Annotated in this window: 19 protein-coding genes and 2 pseudogenes; 9 read left to right on the top strand and 12 right to left on the bottom strand. The window is 65.7% G+C overall.

The window, feature by feature from the left end:
- Positions 1-7: 7 nt before the first annotated feature.
- Together mprF and RP6297_RS19590 are read left to right on the top strand one after the other, a co-directional pair.
- Positions 8-2,641 carry a bifunctional lysylphosphatidylglycerol flippase/synthetase MprF gene (mprF, locus tag RP6297_RS19585; protein WP_009240413.1) on the top strand — a complete coding sequence of 878 codons (2,634 nt, stop codon included), beginning with the start codon at positions 8-10 and terminating at the stop codon, positions 2,639-2,641.
- Complete coding sequence (locus RP6297_RS19590) at positions 2,638-4,404, top strand: virulence factor (protein ID WP_009240414.1); 1,767 nt, start codon at positions 2,638-2,640, stop codon at positions 4,402-4,404. The genes mprF and RP6297_RS19590 overlap by 4 nt, the downstream gene beginning before the upstream one ends.
- 38 nt (positions 4,405-4,442) lie before the next feature.
- On the opposite strand, the gene RP6297_RS19595 is transcribed toward RP6297_RS19590, so the two are convergent.
- From RP6297_RS19595 to RP6297_RS19605, 3 genes and pseudogenes are all read right to left on the bottom strand, one after another.
- Positions 4,443-6,185, bottom strand: coding sequence for a SulP family inorganic anion transporter (locus RP6297_RS19595; protein ID WP_009240415.1), 1,743 nt, complete (start codon positions 6,183-6,185; stop codon positions 4,443-4,445).
- A 79-nt stretch (positions 6,186-6,264) separates the two neighbouring features.
- Positions 6,265-6,813, bottom strand: a complete 549-nt coding sequence (locus tag RP6297_RS19600; protein WP_009240416.1) for a sunset domain-containing protein — start codon at positions 6,811-6,813, stop codon at positions 6,265-6,267.
- 208 nt (positions 6,814-7,021) lie between these two features.
- A pseudogene (locus tag RP6297_RS19605) lies at positions 7,022-7,531 on the bottom strand (LysR substrate-binding domain-containing protein); the annotation flags it as partial.
- Between RP6297_RS19605 and RP6297_RS19610 the strand changes: the two are divergent.
- The 5 genes and pseudogenes from RP6297_RS19610 to RP6297_RS19630 all read left to right on the top strand — a co-directional run.
- A pseudogene (locus RP6297_RS19610) lies at positions 7,529-7,675 on the top strand (short-chain dehydrogenase); the annotation flags it as partial. The pseudogenes RP6297_RS19605 and RP6297_RS19610 sit on opposite strands and share 3 nt — an antisense overlap.
- A 298-nt stretch (positions 7,676-7,973) precedes the next feature.
- Positions 7,974-8,615: a helix-turn-helix transcriptional regulator gene (locus tag RP6297_RS19615; protein ID WP_009240418.1), complete on the top strand. Its 642-nt coding sequence runs from the start codon at positions 7,974-7,976 to the stop codon at positions 8,613-8,615.
- Positions 8,612-9,589, top strand: coding sequence for a threo-3-hydroxy-L-aspartate ammonia-lyase (locus tag RP6297_RS19620; RefSeq protein WP_009240419.1), 978 nt, complete (start codon positions 8,612-8,614; stop codon positions 9,587-9,589). Before RP6297_RS19615 ends, RP6297_RS19620 begins: the two co-directional genes overlap by 4 nt.
- Positions 9,586-9,975, top strand: a complete 390-nt coding sequence (locus RP6297_RS19625; RefSeq protein ID WP_004627844.1) for a RidA family protein — start codon at positions 9,586-9,588, stop codon at positions 9,973-9,975. The genes RP6297_RS19620 and RP6297_RS19625 overlap by 4 nt, the downstream gene beginning before the upstream one ends.
- Positions 9,976-10,126: 151 nt before the next feature.
- Positions 10,127-11,008, top strand: a complete 882-nt coding sequence (locus tag RP6297_RS19630; protein ID WP_009240420.1) for a flagellar brake protein — start codon at positions 10,127-10,129, stop codon at positions 11,006-11,008.
- Between the two features lie 4 nt (positions 11,009-11,012).
- Here RP6297_RS19630 and RP6297_RS19635 read toward each other — a convergent pair whose 3' ends face one another.
- Positions 11,013-11,897: a LysR family transcriptional regulator gene (locus RP6297_RS19635; protein WP_009240421.1), complete on the bottom strand. Its 885-nt coding sequence runs from the start codon at positions 11,895-11,897 to the stop codon at positions 11,013-11,015.
- Positions 11,898-12,011: 114 nt separating this feature from the next.
- Between RP6297_RS19635 and RP6297_RS19640 the strand changes: the two genes are divergently transcribed.
- Both RP6297_RS19640 and RP6297_RS19645 read left to right on the top strand, forming a co-directional pair.
- On the top strand, positions 12,012-12,449 hold the full coding sequence (locus RP6297_RS19640; RefSeq protein ID WP_009240422.1) for a multidrug/biocide efflux PACE transporter: 438 nt from the start codon (positions 12,012-12,014) through the stop codon (positions 12,447-12,449).
- 116 nt (positions 12,450-12,565) lie between these two features.
- The gene (locus RP6297_RS19645; protein WP_009240423.1) at positions 12,566-13,207 is read left to right on the top strand and encodes a helix-turn-helix transcriptional regulator; all 642 of its coding nucleotides are present in this window, start codon (positions 12,566-12,568) and stop codon (positions 13,205-13,207) included.
- 7 nt (positions 13,208-13,214) lie between these two features.
- On the opposite strand, the gene RP6297_RS19650 is transcribed toward RP6297_RS19645, so the two are convergent.
- The 8 genes from RP6297_RS19650 to RP6297_RS19685 all read right to left on the bottom strand — a co-directional run bounded on the left by RP6297_RS19650 (position 13,215) and on the right by RP6297_RS19685 (position 20,771).
- Complete coding sequence (locus tag RP6297_RS19650) at positions 13,215-13,433, bottom strand: DUF1059 domain-containing protein (protein WP_009240424.1); 219 nt, start codon at positions 13,431-13,433, stop codon at positions 13,215-13,217.
- Positions 13,434-13,568: 135 nt separating this feature from the next.
- Positions 13,569-14,099, bottom strand: coding sequence for a DUF3455 domain-containing protein (locus tag RP6297_RS19655; RefSeq protein ID WP_009240425.1), 531 nt, complete (start codon positions 14,097-14,099; stop codon positions 13,569-13,571).
- 29 nt (positions 14,100-14,128) lie between these two features.
- Positions 14,129-14,527 (bottom strand): DUF488 domain-containing protein, encoded by a 399-nt coding sequence (locus RP6297_RS19660; protein WP_009240426.1) that lies wholly within the window; start codon positions 14,525-14,527, stop codon positions 14,129-14,131.
- A gap of 35 nt (positions 14,528-14,562) precedes the next feature.
- On the bottom strand, positions 14,563-15,591 hold the full coding sequence (locus RP6297_RS19665) for an ABC transporter substrate-binding protein (protein ID WP_009240427.1): 1,029 nt from the start codon (positions 15,589-15,591) through the stop codon (positions 14,563-14,565).
- Positions 15,592-15,890: 299 nt separating this feature from the next.
- Positions 15,891-16,787 (bottom strand): ABC transporter permease, encoded by an 897-nt coding sequence (locus RP6297_RS19670; protein ID WP_009240428.1) that lies wholly within the window; start codon positions 16,785-16,787, stop codon positions 15,891-15,893.
- Positions 16,777-17,571 (bottom strand): ABC transporter ATP-binding protein, encoded by a 795-nt coding sequence (locus RP6297_RS19675; protein WP_009240429.1) that lies wholly within the window; start codon positions 17,569-17,571, stop codon positions 16,777-16,779. Before RP6297_RS19675 ends, RP6297_RS19670 begins: the two co-directional genes overlap by 11 nt.
- 53 nt (positions 17,572-17,624) lie before the next feature.
- The gene (locus tag RP6297_RS19680; RefSeq protein ID WP_009240430.1) at positions 17,625-18,347 is read right to left on the bottom strand and encodes a GntR family transcriptional regulator; all 723 of its coding nucleotides are present in this window, start codon (positions 18,345-18,347) and stop codon (positions 17,625-17,627) included.
- Between the two features lie 147 nt (positions 18,348-18,494).
- Positions 18,495-20,771: a nitric-oxide reductase large subunit gene (locus tag RP6297_RS19685; RefSeq protein WP_009240431.1), complete on the bottom strand. Its 2,277-nt coding sequence runs from the start codon at positions 20,769-20,771 to the stop codon at positions 18,495-18,497.
- Positions 20,772-20,802: the final 31 nt, after the last annotated feature.

Raw genomic sequence — 20,802 nt, forward strand, 5'->3', positions numbered from 1 at the left:
TTTCACCATGCCTGACGCCGCGTCCAACGACGCCAGTCCAACATCGCGCCGATCTTCGGCCCGCCCCCCGCCTGCCGCGCCCGCCACGCCCGTGCGATCCAAATCGGGCCTAGGCCTCGCCGGCTGGATCGTGATCGGTGTGGTGCTCGTGCTGGGCGCGCTGGTTTTCGACAGCCTGTATGCGCTGCTCGATCACGTGCACTACGCCGATATGGTCGCCGCGCTGCAGGCCACGCCGCGCTCGCACCTGTTGCTCGCCGTGCTGGCCACGGGGCTGAGTTACGTCGCCCTGACCGGCTACGACGCGTCCGGCCTGCGCTATGCCGGCGCGCACGTTGCCCCCGCCACGGTCGCCACCACTTCGTTCATCGCTTACGCGCTGGGCAACACCATCGGCCTCGGTTCGTTGACAGCCGGGGCGGTGCGCACGCGCCTGTACGCGGCGGCCGGGGTCGACGCCGCCCGCGTGACGGAGGCGGTTGCGTTTGATGCCGGGGCGCTCGGCGTGCCCACCACCGCCTTTGGCGCAGTCGGGCTGCTCTGGGGCGCGCCGCACATCGCCGCCATTACGCATCTGCCGGTGGCATTGCTCGAAGTGGTGGCCTTGCTGGTGCTGGCGGGCGTCGTTGCGTTGCTGCTGCTGTGCATGCGCCAGCGCCATGTGATGCTCTTCGGCCGCTGGGAGATCCGCCTGCCGCCGCCCGGGTTGGCCGCGCGTCAGTTTGCGATTTCAGCGGCGGACATGATTGCGGCCGCGGCGGCGCTGTGGGTGCTGATGCCGGCAGGCGCGGTCGACCTGCCGACGTTTGTGGCGTTCTATGCGCTGGCGGTCACGCTGGGCGTGCTGAGCCAGAGCCCGGGGGGCCTGGGTGTGTTCGAGGCCGTCATCCTGCTTGGCTGCAGCGGCCAGGCGCCGCCGGCCGAGGTGCTGGCCGCGCTGCTGTTCTACCGCGTCATCTATTTCTTGCTGCCGCTTGTCGTGGCTGCGGCCATGCTCGGCGCGTTCGAGTTGCGCTCGGGCGCCGGGGCGCCGTTCGGCCGCGCTGCGGTCAAGCTGTCGCCAGGGCTGCTGGCCGCGCTGACGATGGTGGCGGGTGTAATGCTGCTGGTCTCGGGCGTCACCCCTGCCAGCGACGAAGCGGAAGACCTCCTGCGCATGCACGTGCCGCTGTTCGTGGTCGAAGCCTCGCACATGATCGGCAGCGTGGCCGGGTTCATCATGCTGTTTGTCGCACGCGGGCTGCTGCACCGGCTGGATGCTGCATGGTGGGCGGCGCTGGTGCTGTCGCTGCTCACCGGCGTGCTGGCGCTGCCCAAGGGCATTGCCGTGTCGGAGATGGCGGTGCTGGTGACCCTGGCGCTGCTGCTCGTCATCTCGCGCCGGCAGTTTGACCGGCCGTCGTCGCTGTTCTCGCAGCGGTTGGAGGCGGGATGGCTGCTCGCCATGGTCTGCGTGTTTGCGGCGTGTGTGTGGATTCTCTTCTTCGCCTACCGCGAGGTGGCCTACGCCAACCAGCTCTGGTGGCAATTCACCTTCGACGGGGATGCGCCGCGTTCGATCCGCGCGCTGATGGCCGTTGCCGTGACGGGGCTCGGCTTCGGCATGTGGCAGCTCTTTCGCAAGGAGCCGGGCGTTACCACCTACCCGAGCGACGAAGAACTCGCCCGCGCGGCCGAGATCGTCCGCAGGCAGCCCGCCGCCGACGCCACGCTCGCGCTGATGGGCGACAAAAGCCTGCTGTTCTCGCCGTCGGGCAATGCATTCATCATGTACGCCAAGCAGGGGCGCTCGTGGGTGGCGCTGTCGGACCCCGTGGGCGCGCAGCAGGAGTGGCCCGAGCTGATCTGGCGCTTTATCGAAATGGCCGACGCGCATGGCGGGCGCGCCGCGTTCTACAAGACGCGGCCACAGACGCTGCCGCTGTATCTCGATGCCGGCCTGCGTGCCTACAAGCTGGGCGAAGAGGCGTATGTGTCGCTGCCCGACTTCAGCCTCAAGGGCTCGCGCCGCGCCAATCTGCGCCATGGCGTGACGCGCGGCGAGCGCGAAGGGCTGTCGTTCGAGATCATCCCGACGGCAGACGTGCCGACCGTCCTGGACGAATTGCGGGCCATCTCCGATGAATGGCTGCGCAATCAGAACGCGCGCGAGAAAGGCTTCTCGCTCGGCGCATTTGACGACCGCTACATCCGCAGCCAGCCCGTGGCCGTGGTGCGCCGCGAGGGCGTCATCGTGGCGTTTGCCACGCTGATGTGCCCCGACGTGCTGCGCATCGAGGCGAGCGTGGACCTGATGCGCTATCGCAGCGACGTGCCGCCCGGCACGATGGATTTCCTGTTCGGCAAGGTCATCCTCCACTTCCAGGCGCAGGGGTATCAGCGTTTCGGGCTGGGCATGGCGCCGATGTCCGGCATGGTTGAGCATCAGCTTGCGCCGCGCTGGCACCGCTTCGGACGGATGATGTTCCGGCATGGTGCGCGCTTCTACAATTTCAGGGGGCTGCGCAATTTCAAGGACAAATTCGAGCCCGTGTGGGAAGCCCGCTACCTGCTCGCACGTGGCGGTATCGCGCCGCTGTTCACATTGACGGACGTCGCTGCGCTGATCGGCGGCGGCTTGAAGGGAGTGATCTCCAAATGAGTTGGCAAGCACCGCGCACGCAAGAGGCGCGGCATCGGGGAGTGCTACGCAAAGGCTTGCGTTTGGCCGGGCATGTGGGTGCGGTCGGCATGGTGCTGGCAGCGTCCTGGGCCATCGCCGCCGACGCTCCTGCGCCTACATCCAAACCGACGCCCGTGCAGGGCGCGGTGCTGATTCCTCCCGTGGGCATGACGGGCGCCAGTGGTGTCGTGGCAGTGCCGCCGCGCGGTGACATGCCGCCTCGGCTGCAAATGAGCGGGCCGGCCGTGACGGCCAACAAGGCTGCCAACGGCGGCGTGCTGTCGCTGCCGGTGGTGGCGCCCGCTACGCCCGCCGCCGCACCGGGCGCGGTCGAGTTCGTCACGCACGGGCGTTTTCGCGATGTGCCGGTCTACAAGCCGAAGGGCGAAATCCGCTCCGTCGTGCTGATGCTGTCGGGCGATCTGGGCTGGGCGCCCGCCGCATCGCGCATGGCAGAAAGCCTCGCCCAGCAGGGCGCATTGGTGGCAGGCCTGTCGACGCCTGCGCTGTTCGCCAGCCTGGAGGCAGATCCGGGCGATTGCGCTTTCCCCGATGGCGATCTCGAAAACTTCAGCCGCTTCCTGCAGGCCTACGAAAAGGTACCCGGCTACTACCCGCCCATCCTCGTTGGCGACAACGAAGGCGGTGCGCTGGCCTACGCCATGATTGCCCAGGCGCGCCCGAACATCTTTGCCGGGGCCATGTCGATGGAGTTCTGCCCGGTGCTGGAACTGCACAAGCCGCTGTGCAAAGGCGAGGGTGTGCACTTCAGCCGCCGCATGAGCGAGAGCCGCACCACGGCCAAGCGCGTCAAGCCGCCAGAAAACGCGGGCGTGGTCCTGCTGCCCGCCACGAAGCTGTCTGCGCCGTGGGTGGCGCTGCAATCGTCCGCACCGACGTCGTTTGCGCGGCGCTCCGGTCCGCTGTGCGAAGCGCGTGCCACGCAAGCCTTCATCGATACGATTTCGGGGGCGCAATCGGTGGCGTTGCCGGCCGCCGCGTCGGCTGCCAATGCGCCGCCCGTGACCGCCACCGAGCCATTCAAAACCGCCTTCGCCAAGCTTGTCGCGCAGCGCAAAGCACCGCCCCCGCCCCCGCCTGCGGCGGTTTCCGACTTGCCGATCATCGAGGTGCCCGCGCAGCCCGGTACGTCGTCCGAACTGTTCGCGGTGCTGCTCTCGGGGGATGGCGGTTGGGCAGGGCTGGACAAGGAGGTCGCCGCGGCGCTCTCCAAGTCCGGCGTGTCGGTGGTCGGTATCGATTCGCTGCGCTATTTCTGGACGCCGCGCACGCCAGCCTCCGCCGCCGCAGACATGGACCGCCTCGTGCGCTTTTACGCTGCGCGCTGGAAGAAGCAGAAGGCGTTGCTGATCGGCTATTCGCAGGGCGCAGACGTGCTGCCCTTCATCGTCAACCGGTTGCCGGCGGCGTCGCGCGAGCATGTCGCGCTGGCGGTCATGATGGGCCTGGGCAAGCGTGCCGATTTTGAGTTCCACATGACCAACTGGGTGTCGAGCAGCGCATCCGGCCTGCCAATCCTGCCCGAGGTCCAGAAGCTGCCGGCGGGCCTGGGCATGTGCATCTACGGCAAGGAAGAGAAGGACACCAACTGCCCGGGCCTGGACCCGAAGCAGGTGCAGCTCGTGAAGCTGCCGGGCGGCCATCACTTTGATGGCGATTACGCCAAGCTCGCGCGCATCATTCTTGAAGGCGCGCGTGCACCGGGCAACGCCTCGCGCTGATACGCCGGTCCCGGGGCAGACGCGCCTCGCGCACCATCCTATGCCTTGGCGTTGTCGACTTGGGCGCCAGCAGGTGTGCTGGGCGCTGTCGCCAGCGACTGCACACATTCGTCCACGCTCAACTCGTGCAGCATCTCGGGGCGCAGCGTGTCGTCGGTGGCGCGCTGCAGGACGGTCAGCGCACGCGGCTTGAGCCGCACCAGCATCAGTTGCAGGCCGCGCGCCGCACATTCGGCGGCAAAGACGCGCAGCGCTTCGATGGCCGAGCCGTCCACGTCCGGCGTTTCTTCCAGGCTCAGCATGATGGCGCGCAGCACGGGCTCGTGCGGTTGTTGGAGCATCGCACGAACCTTGCCGAGCACACGTTCGGTGTTGGCGAAGAACAGCGGCACTTCGGGCCGGACGATCAGCACACCGGGCTCGGGCTTGGCCTCCGGGTGCAGAGACACATCGACGAAATCGTGGCTCTCGCGCAGGCGGCCGAGCACGCTTACGTTGGGCTCGGAAAGCTTGCGCAGGGTGAGCAGCAAGCTCACGCCGATTGCGGCGAGCAACCCGTGCAGCACCCCCAGCACCAGCACGGCCAGCAATGCGGCAATCACCACGAGCCGATCGCGGTGCCAGGCCCAGTAAGGTCTGAACACCGCCGGATGCAGCGAGTGGCTCACCGCAAAGATCACGATGGCCGCCAGCACCGGCTCGGGAATACGCGCGAGCTGCGGCAGGAACAGCCACACGATCAGCGCCACCACGGCCGCCGCGCACAGCCCCGAGAACCGCGATTGCGCACCCGCGGCTTCGTTGGCAGACGTAGCGGAATACCCGGCGCCGACGGGCATGCCGTGCAGCAGGCCCGAGAGCAGATTCGCACAGCCCAGTGCGACGAGGTCACGGTTGGCGGAGATACTGTCGCCGTGCTTGAGCGCGAAATTGCGGATCGAGCCGTAGGACTCGGCATAGAGGATCAGCATGAGCGCGAAACCGAGTTCGGCGCTCTGCATCCATTGCGCGCGGCCCAGGTCGGGTACGCCGAAGCTGATGTTTTGCAGGTCGATATGGCCGACCACGGCAATGCCGTGAGCATGCCAGTCGATCCAGTAGCCGGCTGCGATGGCCAGCACGATGACGACCAGCGTGGCCGGAATGCGCCCCCAGCGCCCGAGGCCGAAGAGCAGCGCGAGTGCGACGGCGCCCAATGCCGTGCTGTACTGGTTGGCGCCAGCCGCGCCGGCAATCAGGTCGAGCGCCACGCGGGGCGTGTCGCTGTGATGAACGGCCACGTCGAGGATCTTGGGCAACTGCTTGATGGCAATCGTCAGCGCCAGCCCAAACGTGAAACCGCGCAGCACCGGCCGCGCGATGAAATCCGACATACCGCCCAGCCGCGCCGCGCCCGCCAGGATGAACAGCACACCCGTCGCGATGATGAGCGCCGCCGCCATCGTGAGTGCCGTCGCACTGCTGGCGCCGGGCTCCGAGAGCGCCGTCGCAAACAGCACGGCGGCCGACGATGACGTGGCCGAGACAATGGCAAAGCGGCTCGTGCCGAGCAGCGAATAGACCACCAGGCCGCACATCAGCGCGATCAGCCCGGCTTGCGGCGGCAGGCTTGCGATGCCCGCATAGGCAACGGCTTCGGGCAGCAACAGACCTGCAATCGAGAACCCGGCGATGACGTCGCGCACCACCCGCTGCTGTGGCGGCTGGGGCGGCGCATCCAGCGGGGCGAAACTCTCCGGATGTTGCAGGGCGGTGGCGGGATGTTCGTTGCTTGGGGGCATGCGGCGCGGTGGTCCGGCTGAAATAGACAACGCCGCGACCCCGGTGGGCCGCGGCGTACGGTTTTGCTACAGGCGCGTCTTATTTGGTACAGGCCTTGTTGCGGCTCGGGCGCATGCCGGCGGCCTTGGCATCGGCTTCGGTCATGTATTCGCCCTGCTTGGTCTTGCCGTAGTAGCGATCGCCCGGGCAGTGGTAGACCTTGGTGCTGGCATTGGCCCACACCTTGTCCGGGCCGCCGCCGGGAGCAACGGTGCCTGCGGCGGCCGCGGCAGGCTTGGCGGGCGTGGCGGCGGCGGGCTTGGCTGCGGGTGCAGGGGCGGGCGCGGCGGCAGGCGCAGCTGGAGCCGCTGCGGCAGGTTTGGCCGGGGCCGGCGCCGCAGGCGTTGCTGCGGGGGCGGCCGGCGCGGCGGCTGGGGCACCGCCTGCGCTGGCTTTCTTGTCGACTCCACCATGGCCGCGGCAAGCGCCCTTGAGCGTCGCGCCGCTGTAGGGCGTGCCGTCCTTGCAGACCGCATGAACGGCCGCAGGGGCTGCTGCCGCAGCGGTGGCAGGTGCGGCGGTGCCCTGGGCAAAGGCGGAGCCCATCACCAGCGCACCCATGGAAAACATCAACGCAGACAGTTTCATAGCGAGACCCTCAACGAGGCACGAATATACGTGCGTGACCGATTAACGCTGGCCGACAGCGGGCGTTGACCAACCCGAGGGTTTGTCAGAAGACAAACGCTGCAACTTTGATCATTCCGCAACAGTCGGCGACGCCTGGAGGCGCAGACGGCCAATGCGGCGCCGGCGCCATCCCAGCATAGGCAACATCAGATGCCCCGGCGAAGTTTCAGGCGAATGTGTCGGTGCCCTGCACCAGCCGCCTGGCCAGACGGGGCTGCCGTAGTTGTTCCAGCCACCATTGGAGTGCGCGGCCTTCACCGTCGCCAACGCCGCTGCGCCAGCCGACGTAGAGCAGGTTCGGCTCGCGTGGATCGGTAGTGCGCTTTTCAATCAGATCGCCGCGCGCAAGCAGGGATGCGACACGGTGTCTCGGCAGCCAGCCGACGCCCAGGCCGTCGCGCTGGGCCAGTGTCTTGGCGCGCATGCTGGGCACGGCGAGCGTGGGCTGCCCGCTGAGCATGCCGTAGGCGCGGCCGGCAGTGGTGCGCGCGGAATCGGCCACCACCACGGCGCGATGCCGGGCGATTTCCTCACGCGTGAGGGGCGCGTCGATGGCTGCCAGCGGATGCCGGGGCGACACGGCAAACACCCATTCCACCACGCCCAGCTCGAACCACACGAGGTTGGGAATGGACGGCGGCTCGTTCGTCGCACCAATGACGAGATCGGCTCGGCCGCCGCACAGATCCAGGGCCAGCCGCTGGGCCATTTTGGCCGGCCGCAAGAGATTGCGTCGACGGTGCTGCATCGGTCGGCGCCCGGATCGGCCTTCATTGTCGGCACGGAAATCATTGCCGACGGCGGCATGAGCCAGCCTTAAGCCCATCCGCTGGCCGCTCTCACCGGCATGAGCGGGCGGGTTTCACAAGCCCGCTCGCCGTCCCGTCGCGGGCAGCATTTTCGGCGAACAAACGGGGGCGCCCACACAAGCGCCTTCTGTTGGACCAACCAAGTTCAGAAGTTGTGTGCCACGCGCAATGCCAGTGTGCGGCCGGGCTGAATGGGAATGAAGTTGCAGGACTGTGCGTTGCCGTACGCCCGGATATTGAAGACGTTGCGCGCGAAGAGATCGAGGCAGACATTGACAAAATGTCAGTAATTGACGTATCGTCAGTGCTATGAAGCCCATCGAAGAAAACCGCCTTCTGCTGCGCGAAGGCCGCAAGATCATCGAGGCGCTGGGCAAGACGCTGGCGCCGCTGGTGGAAGTCGTCCTGCACGACCTGACCGATCCCGATCATGCCGTCGTCGCCATCGCCAACAACCTGTCCGGCCGCCAGGTCGGCGACGCCGTGACGGAACTGGGACTCGCGCGCCTGGCCGACCCCGACTTCCCGGAAGTCATCGAGAACTACGCCAACCGGTTTCCCGACGGGCGCCCGGCCAAGAGCACGTCGATCGGGCTGAAGAACAGTCGCGGCGATTACGTGGCGGCCATCTGCCTGAACATGGATGTCTCCATGCTGCATGCCGTGACCACCGGCCTCACGCAACTGATGCGCGTCGATGTGGCTGCGCCGCCGGTGCCCGAGTCGCTCGGCTCCCGCCGCGTGGAAGACGTGCGCATCGCGCTCGAACAATTTGCCGCCGCACGCAACACCACGCCCATGGCCATGACGCTCGACCAGCGCCGCGAAGCCATGCGCGAGCTGGCCGCCAGCGGCTTGCTGAACTTGCGCCGCGCGCTGACTGAAGTCGCGCAAACGCTGGGCGTGGCGCGCTCCACCGTCTACACCTACCTTCCCGAGGATCTCGCATGAGCCTGCCCATTTCCTACGACGACGTCGTTGCCGCCCACGCCCGCCTGCAGGGTGTGGCCCACAAGACGCCGGTGCTGACCTCTGCCACCGCCAACGCCATGACCGGCGCCGAGCTGTTCTTCAAGGCCGAGAGCTTTCAGCGCATGGGCGCGTTCAAGTTTCGTGGGGCGTACAACGCGCTGTCGCAATTCACGCCGGAGCAGCGCAAGGCCGGCGTGATCACGTTTTCGTCGGGCAACCACGCTCAGGCGATTGCGCTGTCGGCCAGGCTGCTTGGCATGCGCGCCGTCATCGTCATGCCGAAGGACGCGCCCGTCGTGAAAGTGGAAGCCACGCGTGGCTACGGCGGCGAGGTGGTGTTCTTCGACCGCTACACCGAAGACCGCGAAGCCATCGGCCGCAAGCTGGCCGAAGAACATGGCCTCACGCTGATCCCGCCGTACGACCATCCGCACGTGATGGCCGGGCAGGGCACGGCGGCGAAGGAACTGATCGAAGAGGTCGGCCAGCTTGACGTGCTGCTCGCTCCGCTGGGCGGTGGCGGTCTGCTCTCCGGCTGCGCCACGGCGGCGCGCGCACTGAACCCGGCGTGCAAGATCTTCGGCGTGGAGCCCGAGGCTGGTAACGACGGCCAGCAGAGCTTTCGCAAGGGGGAGATCGTCCACATCGATACACCCAAGACGCTGGCCGACGGCGCGCAGACGCAACACCTGGGCAACTACACGTTTGCCGTGATTCGCGAACTGGTTGACGACATCGTGACCGTGAGCGATGCAGAACTCGTCAGCGCCATGCAGTTTTTCGCCTCGCGTATGAAGGCGGTGGTCGAGCCCACCGGCTGCCTGGCTGCAGCTGCGGTGCTGAACGGCAAGGTCGATGTGCGAGGCAAGCGCGTTGGCGTGATCCTGTCGGGCGGCAATGTGGATCTGCAACTCTTCGCCAAGCTTGTGCTGGGCGCGGAGGCAGCGAAATGAGCGATGCACGCTACCTGAACGCGCCGCAACTGCGCCCGCCTGCGGGGCATTACTCGCACGCGGTCTGCGCCAATGGCTTCGTGTTCGTCGCCGGACAGATTCCCGTGACGCCCACCGGCGAAAAGCTCGTTGACGCGCCGTTCGAGACGCAGGTGCGGCAGGTGCTGTCGAACCTCGACGCTGTGCTTGCCGCTGCCGGCACAGACCGCTCGCGTCTGGTGCAGGTGCGCGTGTACGTGACTGACATGGAATCGCACTGGCCCGCGTTCGATGCGCTCTATAGCGCGTGGATCGGCGAGTTGCGTCCGGCGCGCGCTGTCGTGCCGGTACCGACGCTGCACTACGGGCTGGCTGTCGAGATTGAGGCCACTGCAGTTGCTGGGTGACGAAAACGCTTGCCGTTGATGCAGGTCAGGCGGGGAGGGTTGATGCGAGTTGCTCTCCGGCGATTTGCCGGCCATTGTTACAAGATGGCGGGCGTACCTGCCAAGGCATTTGCCTTGGCCCGCCCATGACAGACGCGATCCTTTGCCACCCATGATCCTTCAGAAAACGCGGCAACTCACGCAGGAAGACGTTCCGGTCGGTCAACCGCTGCCGTTTCCGCTAGCGGACAGCGTGGGTCGGCTTCTGTTGCCTGCCGGTGCCGTCGTGCCCGATGCCGAAGACGTCCGCCTGCTGTTCCATCACGGCCCGGTGCTGGCGCTGGCAGAAGGCGATGACGTTGCGGCAGCGCCTGCCGCCGCGCCCGCGGAAGCGCCGCCCCGGCTCGGGTCGGCCGGCCTGACGGTGGGCACCGTCTTGCAGGTGCAGGAGAAGTCCGCACCGCTACGTGGCCTGCTCCCGTGCCGCCTGATCGGTTATATCGAAGGAGAGGCGCTGTTTGTCACGCAGCCAGCCGACGCCAAGCGCACGCTGCGGCCCGAGCCGCGAGACGTGCTGATACTGCGCGGTTTTTCCGGCCGCTCGGTGTTCACCATGATGTGCAGCGTGGTGTCGGTGGGACAGTTTCCCTCGCCGTATCTGGTCTTGTCGGCGCCACTCAAGATGCAGAAGATGCCGCTGCGCCGTGCCAAGCGCGTGCAGGTTCGCATCGGTGCGCGCGTGCGCGCGCAGGGGCAGGCCGCGTCGGCAGCGGACCGCGTGGCCGTGATCCGCGACATCTGCCTGAACGGTGCGCTGGTGCAGAGCGCCAACCCCGCGTTCCAACCCGGTGACGGACTCGCCCTCGATTTCAATGCCTACGTGGACGGTCAGTTGGAGACGTTTTCCCTGACCGGCCGGGTGGCAAGTGGGTCGCCTGCGCTGGGCACAACCGCGTCTGCGTTTCCTTCGTTTGGCGTGGAATTTACGCTGACGAAAGAGCAGACCGCCCAACTCTCGCATCTGATCATCGAACGGCTGGACGAAAACGCGTGAGCGCCTAGCCCGCCAGCATCGTTTCGAGCAGCCAGGCGCCGGCCTGCCCAAGTGTGCGATTGCGTGACCATACGGCGTCCACCGGCACGAGGCGGGGCCAGCCCCGCGCACGCACTTCATGCAACCGGTCTGCCGCGAAGTGGTCCACCAGCCAGCGCGGCAACTCCGTCCATCCGAAGCCCAGCACGGCCATTTCCAGCAGCATTAGGTAGCTCGGTGCAGACCAGCGGCGCAGGCTGCGCACGGGCACCGCGTCGGTGCGTGGCCCCGTTGGGTCGACGAAGGTGTTCAGCCGTAGCTCGCGCGCCTCGCGCAGGATGGCGTGCGGCACTTCCTCGTCGCCGTATCGGGCTAGTGGGTGCTGCAGCCCCACGAACAGTCCGATCTCCGATTGCTCTGCAATGGTCGCCCAGCCGATATCGGCCGGATATGCCGGCTGCGCGGCCACCAAACCGATCTGGGCACGGCCCAGTTGGATGATGTCGACCACGTCTTCGTGTTCGGCGATCAGGCATTCGAGTTCAAGATCGGGGTAGCGCTGCTCGAGTGTGGCCAGCGTTTGCTCATAGCGATCGGATTGGTAGGTGTCAGACATGACGAGGGTCAGGCGCGCCTCCAGACCGCCGGCCATCTGTGCGGCCAGGCGGTCCATCTGTGCGCTGGCGTCGAGCACGCGGCGCACCTGAGTGAGCATCGCGTGGCCCGCTTCGGTCAACGTGGGCTGGCGCGTGCTGCGGTCGAACAGCGTCAGACCGAGGTCGATTTCAAGATTGGCGATCGCCTCGCTGATCGTGGATTGCCGCTTGCCCAATTTTCGGGCTGCGGCGGAAAAGGAACCCAGCGTAGCGGCCTCGGCAAAGGCCAGTAAGGCTTCGGGTGAATGACGCATTCAGCACTCCGGATGGTGGTGCACCGCCAATATATCGGAAAAATCGATACTAATGAACTGGATCATACGGATAATTCCGATGAAAATAATCCTCGTTTTTTGGAGGTAATTGCAATGCAAGTCATACAAAAAACGCCAGCCGAGCGCCTCGTGCATGCGCTGACGTTCGAGTTGGTTGCCATGCTGATCTGCGCCCCGCTGTTTAGCTGGCTGATGGATTTGCCGTTGGCCGAAATGGGCGTGATGACGCTCATGTTTGCGGCGGTGGCGATGGTGTGGAACATGGTGTTCAACGCCATCTTCGAGCGCGTGGAGCGTCGCTACAGGCTCCCGCGCACCGTGGTCCTGCGGGTGATCCATGCCTGTCTGTTCGAGGCTGGGCTGGTCTTGATGCTGGTGCCACTGGCCGCCTGGTGGCTCGACGTGGGGCTGTGGGAAGCGTTCGTACTCGACATCGGCATCATGCTGCTGTTCCTGCCGTACACGTTCTTCTTCAACTTTGCGTACGACCATCTGCGTGCACGCTGGATGTCGCGCCGCGCGCTGGCCTGATCCACGCGATGGGCTTAGGGCAAAAGGAGCAGTGCGGGAGGTGACGCGCTTCCTATAATGAAGTCCCTTTCGAAACGGGCGCAGCGGTCGCAAGCCGCTGCGCCCGTATTGCCTTCATGCCGCATCTTTCTGTCACGTCACCTCATGCCTCGGCAACCGTGCTGCGCCAATGCTACGTGGCGGCCTGCGCGGGCGACGCCGTGGGCGTGATGAACGTGCTGCGCGATGCGTGCGGCGCGCACCATGCTGCGGCCATGATCCGGTGGCGCGTCGATGGGAGGTGGCACTGGGCGGCATCGCGCGGCGCTCGCTCGGCCGACGTGCTGCTGCATGCGGTACGCGGTGATGGCGTCGACGGCTGGCCCGTGGCTGATGCCGAAGTGTGCGGCGCAGTGTGGCTCGATTACCGCAAGGCGGGCGTGCCGCAACCCATGCAGCATGGTGCGACGCCACAAGCGTTGCTGCCGCACTTTGCGCAAGCGCTGCCGTTGTGCTGGCAACGCGTTGCCGCGCGCTCTGGCATTTCGCCTGCGCAGCCGGCCAGCCTTTGGCTGACCGACGCATTCCACCTGACACGCCGCGAAGCCGATGTGGCCGGTCTGCTCGCAAGCGGCTCCGACCCGGCATGCATTGCCCGCACGCTGGGCATTTCACTCGATACGGTGCGCACGCATCTCAAGCACGTCTATCGCAAGACCAACACCCACAGCCAGTGCGATGTCGTGCGGCTGATGCTCGCGTTATCGGCGCGTCGCTAGGCGCCGATCAGGCGGTGGCCGTCTTGGGTGGCGCCACGGCGGGGGTGCCGTCCTGAAAAAGGGTTTGCAGTTGCGCCCGCAGTTCGGGCGAATCGGTGTGCTTGTGCACGGAAACGGCATGCTGTACCGCCGCCTCCAGCAACTCGGCATCGCTGTCGGCGCTGATGGCGACCGAGCAGTTGGTCTCGCTGGGGAAGGCGCGGCAATCGATGTAGCGGCGGCCCATGGCGGTCCTCCTGGAATGACGAATGACGACGGCGCGACGCGGTGAACAACCGGTCGCGTGTGTCTTCGTTATAGGGGTGCCAGGGGAGAGCGGCGTCCCCTGTATGGGGTAGGGCGCTGTATGTGCGACGCTGCGTCAGTCAAGGAAAACGTACTGTGCCAGGTACGGGCTGCGGCCTTCCTGGCCTTCCTCCGTGCAGGGCTGTGCGGGCGCGATGCCGCCGTGGGTCTGCAGCCGTTGCACGTAGCGCACACCGCCCAACACGCCCGCGCCGCCAGCATGCGTGGCTTGCAACAGCAGCAGCGGAATGGCACCGGCTTCCGCGGTGTTGGGCGCCTGCTGCAAGACTTTGCCTGTGATCTTGCTGCCGTCGGAGGCCTCCCAGCTTGGGCCCGTACCGTGTTTGACGATGAGCTTGCCGCTCGCATCGTAAAGCTCCGCCAGCGGCGCCTTGAAGACCCACGCCAAAGGCTTGTCGCCGTCGCGCTTGCAAACGTAGATCTGCACCCCCGTGGCCGATAGCGTGGCGACGGTGTGGTGAGACTCGGCCGGTTGCAGTGCGGCGGGGGCGGTTTGCGCCGTCACCGTCTGCGCGACCGTCATGGCCAGCGCGAGCAAGAGGGCAGATGAGGCTGCGCAGCGCGGTGTGCGGGGCAGGGTCGGCATGGTTTTCCTTGTGCAGGTGGAAACATCGTTCACGGAGCCAGCTTCGCCCCACGTTCCTTCAACAACGCGCGCAGCACCGACCGATGACAATGCGCCTCGTCCTCGCAATAGCACCCGACCGACAGGTTGGTCTGGTGCGAGAGTGCGGCCAGCATGTCGAGCAATCGTGCCGCATCACCGTCGCGCATTTCGGTGCGGAAGTGACGCACGAAGGTGTTCCAGCCTTTCTCGTCGTGCGCGCTCTGTGCGGCCAGGGCCTGCTTGACGAGTTCCGGCGTGGGGGAGAGCAAGGGCATCCACACGTCGTAGAAATCGCGGCTGGCGAATTCTTCCTTGGGCACGCCGCGCGGTGGGCGCCGCACGGTGCCGATGCGCAAGCCTTCATCGGGGTGACGCGGCTCGCCGAGCCGGACGATGCGTAGTGCCATGGAACGTCTCCGTGTGGATGCTGCGTGCGGCCTGCTTACGAGCCCTGTCGGCTCTGCACAGTCGGAAAAAACAGATCCTTCCACGACGCCGGCTTGTTCTTGAGCGTGCCCACGCGCTGCATGAACTCAGCATAGTGTGCGACGCCCACCGGCGTGGTCGTGAAGCGCGAATCCGGATCGTCCAGAATCTTCTTCACCTCTTCAGGCGAACTCTTCACCTTCGATTGGGCGATGTAGATCTGCGCGGCTTTGGTCTTGTCCTTGGCGATGAGGGCATTGGCTTCATCGAGCGCGGCCACAAATGCCGCCGACAGCTTCGGGTTGGCCTCGTAGAACTTCTTGCTGGTGTAGGTCATGTCCAGCGTGATGTTGCCGAGCACGTCGACCGTGTTGAACACGCGGTGCAGGCCGGGGGCCGCGGCCTCGGTGTACGAGAACGGCGGCGACGCCATGTGGCTGTTGATCTGGCTGCCGCCGGCCAGCATGACGGCGGTGGCGTCAGGGTGCGGCAGCGGCACCGTGATCGGGTCGAGCTTGTTGAACTGCTTGTCGCCGAAGGTTTTGGCGGCGGCCATTTGCAGCACCACGGCTGGCAGCGAGGTCTTGATGCCCGGCACGGCGATGCGGTCCTTGTCGGAGAAATCCGCCAGCGTCTTCACGTTCGGGTTACGCGTCATCAGGTACATCGACGATGAGCTGAGCGACGACAGCCCGCGCACTTCCATCGCGCTGCCGCGCGTCTTGTCCCACAGCGTGAGGAAGCCCGGCACGCCCAGCGAGGCAATGTCGAGCGCGCCGGAGAGCATGGCGTCGTTGATGACGTTGCCGCCGTCGAGCACGCGGTAGCTGGCCTTCACGTCGCCCAGGCCGGCGGCCTTGGCTTGCTTCTCGAGCAGGTGTTCGCTGGCCATGACCATGATGGGGAGGTAGAGGATGCCGTAGCCGTGGGAGATGCGGACTTCGGTGGCTTCTGCGTGGGCGGTGGTGATGGTGCCGGCCAGGAGCGATGTGGCCAGCGTGGCGGCGATTGTCAGGCGGAGGATGGTGCGGCGGGGGTGCTGCATGTGTTGTCTCCTTGTTGCTCTGTTGGGCTTTATGTTTGTTGGTGGTGCGTTTCTTGTTTCACCCCCTGCCGGGGGCGACTTACTTTCTTTGTCTTGCCAAAGAAAGTAAGCAAAGAAAGGCGCGCCCGAGATGGCGACTTCCCCTTGGATTTGTGTCACGGGGAGGGAGGAGAGGCAAACTCGCTGCGCTCAGACAGCCTCCCCTCTTTTTCCTCCCCGTGACAAAAATCCAAGGCGCCATCTAGGGCAGGGTACGGCCAAACCGTTGGTGTGCTTGGGTTGGCGCCAGGTTGTCTGGCTTAGTTCTGCATGCCCCAGCGTTTGACGGTGCGGGCTTCCAGCGTGCGGAATACCAGGTTCTCTACCAGCAGGCCGATGATGATCACCGTCAGCAGGCCGGCGAACACTTCGGGAATTTGCAGTTGGTTCTTGTTCTCGTAGATGTACCAGCCGAGGCCGCCCTGGCCGGAGCTGACGCCAAACACCAGTTCCGAGGCGATCAACGTGCGCCATGCGAAGGCCCAACCGATCTTCAGGCCAGTGAGGATGGACGGGAATGCGGCGGGGATCAGGATCTTCGTCAGGTATCCCATGCCGGAGAGCCCGTAGTTGCGGCCCACCATGCGCAGCGTGTTCGATACCGACAGGAAACCGGCATGCGTGTTGAGCGACACCGCCCACACCACCGAATGCACGATCACGAAGATCAGGCTGCCGTTGCCCAGGCCGAACCACACGAGGGCGATCGGCAGCAGCGCAATGGCGGGCAGCGGGTTGAACATGGCGGTGAGCGTTTCCAGGAAGTCCTGCCCGAGCCGGTTGCTGATGCCGAGCACGACCAGCGCGCAGGACAACGCCAAGCCGAGCGCGTAGCCTGCCAGCAGCGTTTGCATCGACGTGCCGATGCGAGCAAACAGCGTGCCGCTGGCTAGCCCAGCCCACAGCGCCTGCACGGTGTCGGAAAAAGTCGGCAGCAAGAGTGGGTTGTCGAGCCAGCGTGCGCCGCCTTCCCACACGAGTGCCAGAACGATGAGGATGACGAGCTTGCGCAGCCATGCCTGTTCGTACAAACGCTCGGCAATGGAGAGCGGTTTTTCGACCACGCCGATGCGCTCGAACGCCACGGGCGTGCTGTAGACGGGCGCACGGTTGCTGATGTCGGCGGTGGCCGGCATGGAAAGCGTTTCAGTCTGCATGGGTTTCCTCCACTGCGCGGGCGAACAGCATGTCGTGGATCTCGGCTTCGAGGGCTTTGAAGCGCTCCGGGTCATCATCGCCGCGCGCGAGGCTCGGCAGTTCGGCGCGTACCTGGCCGGGATGCGGAGAAAGGATCAGGATGCGGCTGCCGCAGCGGATCGCCTCCGGAATCGAGTGCGTGACGAACAGCACGGTGAAGCGCGTTTCGTCCCACAGCTGCAGCAACTCGTCCTGCATCTTGCGACGCGTGAGCGCGTCGAGAGCGGCGAAGGGCTCGTCCATCAGCAGCACGTCGGGCTCCATCGCCATGCCGCGCGCAATCGCCACGCGTTGCTTCATCCCGCCCGACAGCATGTGCGGGTGATGGTCGGCAAACTTGGTGAGGTTGACCTTGTTGATGTAGTGCAGCGCGCGTTCCTCGGCTTCACGCGCGCCCAGCTTGCCCGTGGAGAGCAGCGGGAACAGCACGTTTTCTTTCACGGTCTTCCACGGCAGGAGCTGGTCGAATTCCTGGAACACCATCATGCGATCCGGCCCCGGCTTCGTCACGGGCTGGCCCTTGAGACGGATCTCGCCCTCGGTGGGTGTGAGGTAGCCGCCGATGGCCTTGAGCAGTGTCGATTTACCGCAGCCCGACGGCCCGAGCAGGATGTAGCGCTCGCCGGGATAGACCTGGAAGTCGACGCGGTAAGTGGCCGTCACCAGATGCTGGCGTGTCTTGTACTGCAGCGTGACGCCTCGCACGTCCAGCAGCGGTGGGGCCGTCGATGCGTTGGCCTGCATGATGTTGTCTCCTGTGTGTGCTTTTGTCGGATTGGGTTGCAGCGTAGGCGGCGCTACCGGATATCCACGTGGTACCGGAAGTGCGCCGCCGCGCCGCGCGAGCGCCGCCATTCGAGCGGCACCCGGTCGTAGCCGCGCGCAACGCGTTCGATGACCATCACCGGATCGCCGGGCTGGATGCGCAACAGGCGCGCATACGTTGCGTTGACGGCTTCGGCGGTGAGCGTTTCCTCGGCGCTGGCAATGATCTGGCCGCAGTGCGATTCGTACAGCGGATACAGCAGGTCGCCAAACGCGTCGAGTTCCAGCGTGGCGAGCGACGCAAAGCGGTCGTACGGCAACCAGATTTCTTCGGCCAGCATGGGTGCGCCATCCAGCAGGCGCAGCCGGGTCAGGCGAATGACCGGTGCGCCGGTTTCAATCTGCAGGCCTGCAGCCGGTGCCGACGGGGCATCCAGCACGTCCAGCTTGAGGATGCGGCTCTCAGGAATGCGCCGCTCGCCGCTTTCACTCTGGAAGCGGAAGAAGCGGAACAGGGAACTGGCAAAGCTGGCGCGTCGCACGAACGTGCCGCGGCCCTGGAAGCGTTCGAGCAGGCCCTCGGCGACCAAGACATCGACGGCTTTGCGGACGGTGCCGACCGCCACGTTGTACGTCTTGGCAAGCTCGGCTTCGGTCGGGATGGCGTCGCCCGGGCGCCAGTGCTGTTGGGCGATCTGCGCGGCCAGATCGTCGCGCAATTGCTGGTAGCGGGGCAGGCGGAGATCGGCGGGCATGGGATATCGAACGTGGTCAACTATTCATCTATATGACTCGACATTGTAGGGAGGTTGGGGGGCGGAGGGCATTACAGGAAAACCCGCAGGGCCCGGTCAGATCGACACGGGCCCTGCGGGTTTTTGGGAGGACTGCTGGATGAGGAATTAACGCGTCGCGCGAGCCGAAGCCGGCAATGGCTCCATCTGTTGGGCCTTCGGACGGCGCAGCAGCCGCAGCGCATACCAGGCCAGCACAAGTGCACCGATGGCGAACACGATGTCACCCGGCACGCGCAGCCAGACCAGCGTTTCCATCACTTTCGAGTGCACCACTTCCGGCGAGCGGGCGTACCACATGCCCTTGGTGACACTCGCCCAGGCCTGATAGATGCCGGCCGGCAGCAGCGACATGAATACCATCATCGCCAAGCCGATGTTCAGGCCCCAGAACGCGGGCTTGAGCAGGCGATCGGCATGCAGGCTGCGCGCATACAGGCCGCGCAGGCAGAACAGCATCAGACCGATACCGAGCATGCCGTACACCCCGAACAGTGCAGCGTGCCCGTGTGCGGCCGTCATGTTCAGACCTTGCACGTAGTACAGCGAAGCGGGCGGGTTGATGGCAAAGCCGAGCAGGCCGGCGCCGACGGTGTTCCAGAAGCCCACGGCCACGAAGCACAGCACGGGCCACTTGTATGCATTGAGCCACGGTGTGCCTTGCGTGCGGCGATAGTTCTGCAGCGCTTCGAGCCCGATCAGCGAAAGCGGCACCACTTCCAGCGCAGAGAACACTGCACCCACCGAGATGATCGAGGTCGGTGTCCCCGTGAAGTACAGGTGATGCAGCGTGCCCAGAATGCCGCCGGACAGGAACACGATCGTCTCGGCCACGATGGCGCGGTTGGCGCTGCTGGCGCGAATCAGGCCCAGGCGCGTGAAGATGAGCGCGATGACGGCGGTGGCGAACACTTCAAAGAAGCCCTCGACCCATAGGTGGACGAGCCACCAGCGCCAGTACTCGATCATCGAATAGTGCGTGTGTTGGCCCCACACCAGCGAAGTCGAATAGAACCCGCCGATGCAGGTGGCCGACAGGAACACCATGGCGATCAGGCCGCGCGATTCCGACGGCGTCTTCAGTGCCGGCCACAGGGCACGGCCCAGCAGCACGACCCAGAACAGCAGGCCGACAAACAGCAAGATTTGCCACACGCGGCCCATGCTGGTGTATTCCAGCCCCTGGTTACCGACCCAGAAGCCGAAGTCTGCACCGCGATGTTGCAGCGTGCCGAGCCAGCCGGTGGCGATGGACCCCACCACGATAAAGATCAGCGCCCAGAACAGCAGGTCAACGCCCAGCTTCTGGAACTTCGGTTCACGCCCCGACAGCAGCGGCGCAATGTACAGGCCCGTGGCCAGCCACGCCGTGGCAATCCACAGCACGCCAAGCTGCGTGTGCACGGTGCGGCTGATCACGTACGGCAGCACCTGCGCCAGCGGAATCCCGAAGAACGATTCACCTTCCACCGCATAGTGCGCGGTGATGGCGCCCATGCCGATCTGCACCAGCATCAGGCCGATCACGGCAAAGAAGTACTTGCGCGTGGCCTTCATCGACGGCGTGGCCACCACGTTGAGGAACGGATCGGCCGGCAGCGGCGCAGACTCCTCTTCATGCTTGCTGCTGCCGTGCAGCCACAGCATGGCGGCAATACCGCCCAGCAGCAGCACGATGCTGACCATCGACCACACTGCGGCACCTCCGGTCATGGTGTTGCCCACCAGCGGTTCATGCGGCCAGTTGCTCGTATACGAGATGTCGGTCTCGCCTGGGCGGTCGGCAGCGGCGGCCCACGACGTCCAGAAGAAGAACGCCGCCAGGGCTTCACGATCGGCCGCCTCCGGCAGCACGCCGGTGGCCATGGCGTATTGATCGCGCAGCGTTGCCAGCGACGGATCGGTGCCGAACAGGGCCTCGAAGTGCTGGGCCACACCGCGGATGGCCTCTGCGCGCTCACGCGACACGGTCAGGATGTCGTGATTTGCGTCGTACGTATTGCGGCGCATTTCCTCCTTCACGCTGGCGTCGACGGCGGCTTGCTGCACGGTCGTCAACGGCGCATCGGTATCGAACTGCTGATGCGCGCGGATGGCTTGCAGCGCTGTGGCTTCACGGTGCAGCCAATCGGCAGACCAGTCAGGTGCAACGTAGCTGCCGTGGCCCCAGACGGTGCCGAGCTGCTGGCCGCCGGCTGCCAGCCAGGCTTCCTGGCCGCGCTGGATCTGCTCACCGGTAAAGAGCACCTCGCCCACAGAGGTGACGACGGCATGCGGAATCGGCGGCGCTGCCAGATAGATCTGCCGGCCCAGATAGCCCAATGCCCCGAACGACAGGATGAAGATCAGGCCGAGCCACCGCCACAGCCTTTGATTGGTTTTCATGACAAGGTTCCTTGCAGGATGCAATCGGAAA

This window comes from Ralstonia pickettii (genome assembly GCF_016466415.2).
Classification (GTDB): domain Bacteria; phylum Pseudomonadota; class Gammaproteobacteria; order Burkholderiales; family Burkholderiaceae; genus Ralstonia; species Ralstonia pickettii.

What these genes read in the sequence shown, in the direction of transcription:
- mprF (WP_009240413.1), top strand. Translation starts at nt 8, where the DNA reads ATGCCTGACGCCGCGTCCAACGACGCCAGTCCAACATCGCGCCGATCT.
- RP6297_RS19590 (WP_009240414.1), top strand. Translation starts at nt 2,638, where the DNA reads ATGAGTTGGCAAGCACCGCGCACGCAAGAGGCGCGGCATCGGGGAGTG.
- RP6297_RS19595 (WP_009240415.1), bottom strand. Translation starts at nt 6,185, where the DNA reads ATGCCCCCAAGCAACGAACATCCCGCCACCGCCCTGCAACATCCGGAG.
- RP6297_RS19600 (WP_009240416.1), bottom strand. Translation starts at nt 6,813, where the DNA reads ATGAAACTGTCTGCGTTGATGTTTTCCATGGGTGCGCTGGTGATGGGC.
- RP6297_RS19615 (WP_009240418.1), top strand. Translation starts at nt 7,974, where the DNA reads ATGAAGCCCATCGAAGAAAACCGCCTTCTGCTGCGCGAAGGCCGCAAG.
- RP6297_RS19620 (WP_009240419.1), top strand. Translation starts at nt 8,612, where the DNA reads ATGAGCCTGCCCATTTCCTACGACGACGTCGTTGCCGCCCACGCCCGC.
- RP6297_RS19625 (WP_004627844.1), top strand. Translation starts at nt 9,586, where the DNA reads ATGAGCGATGCACGCTACCTGAACGCGCCGCAACTGCGCCCGCCTGCG.
- RP6297_RS19630 (WP_009240420.1), top strand. Translation starts at nt 10,127, where the DNA reads ATGATCCTTCAGAAAACGCGGCAACTCACGCAGGAAGACGTTCCGGTC.
- RP6297_RS19635 (WP_009240421.1), bottom strand. Translation starts at nt 11,897, where the DNA reads ATGCGTCATTCACCCGAAGCCTTACTGGCCTTTGCCGAGGCCGCTACG.
- RP6297_RS19640 (WP_009240422.1), top strand. Translation starts at nt 12,012, where the DNA reads ATGCAAGTCATACAAAAAACGCCAGCCGAGCGCCTCGTGCATGCGCTG.
- RP6297_RS19645 (WP_009240423.1), top strand. Translation starts at nt 12,566, where the DNA reads ATGCCGCATCTTTCTGTCACGTCACCTCATGCCTCGGCAACCGTGCTG.
- RP6297_RS19650 (WP_009240424.1), bottom strand. Translation starts at nt 13,433, where the DNA reads ATGGGCCGCCGCTACATCGATTGCCGCGCCTTCCCCAGCGAGACCAAC.
- RP6297_RS19655 (WP_009240425.1), bottom strand. Translation starts at nt 14,099, where the DNA reads ATGCCGACCCTGCCCCGCACACCGCGCTGCGCAGCCTCATCTGCCCTC.
- RP6297_RS19660 (WP_009240426.1), bottom strand. Translation starts at nt 14,527, where the DNA reads ATGGCACTACGCATCGTCCGGCTCGGCGAGCCGCGTCACCCCGATGAA.
- RP6297_RS19665 (WP_009240427.1), bottom strand. Translation starts at nt 15,591, where the DNA reads ATGCAGCACCCCCGCCGCACCATCCTCCGCCTGACAATCGCCGCCACG.
- RP6297_RS19670 (WP_009240428.1), bottom strand. Translation starts at nt 16,787, where the DNA reads ATGCAGACTGAAACGCTTTCCATGCCGGCCACCGCCGACATCAGCAAC.
- RP6297_RS19675 (WP_009240429.1), bottom strand. Translation starts at nt 17,571, where the DNA reads ATGCAGGCCAACGCATCGACGGCCCCACCGCTGCTGGACGTGCGAGGC.
- RP6297_RS19680 (WP_009240430.1), bottom strand. Translation starts at nt 18,347, where the DNA reads ATGCCCGCCGATCTCCGCCTGCCCCGCTACCAGCAATTGCGCGACGAT.
- RP6297_RS19685 (WP_009240431.1), bottom strand. Translation starts at nt 20,771, where the DNA reads ATGAAAACCAATCAAAGGCTGTGGCGGTGGCTCGGCCTGATCTTCATC.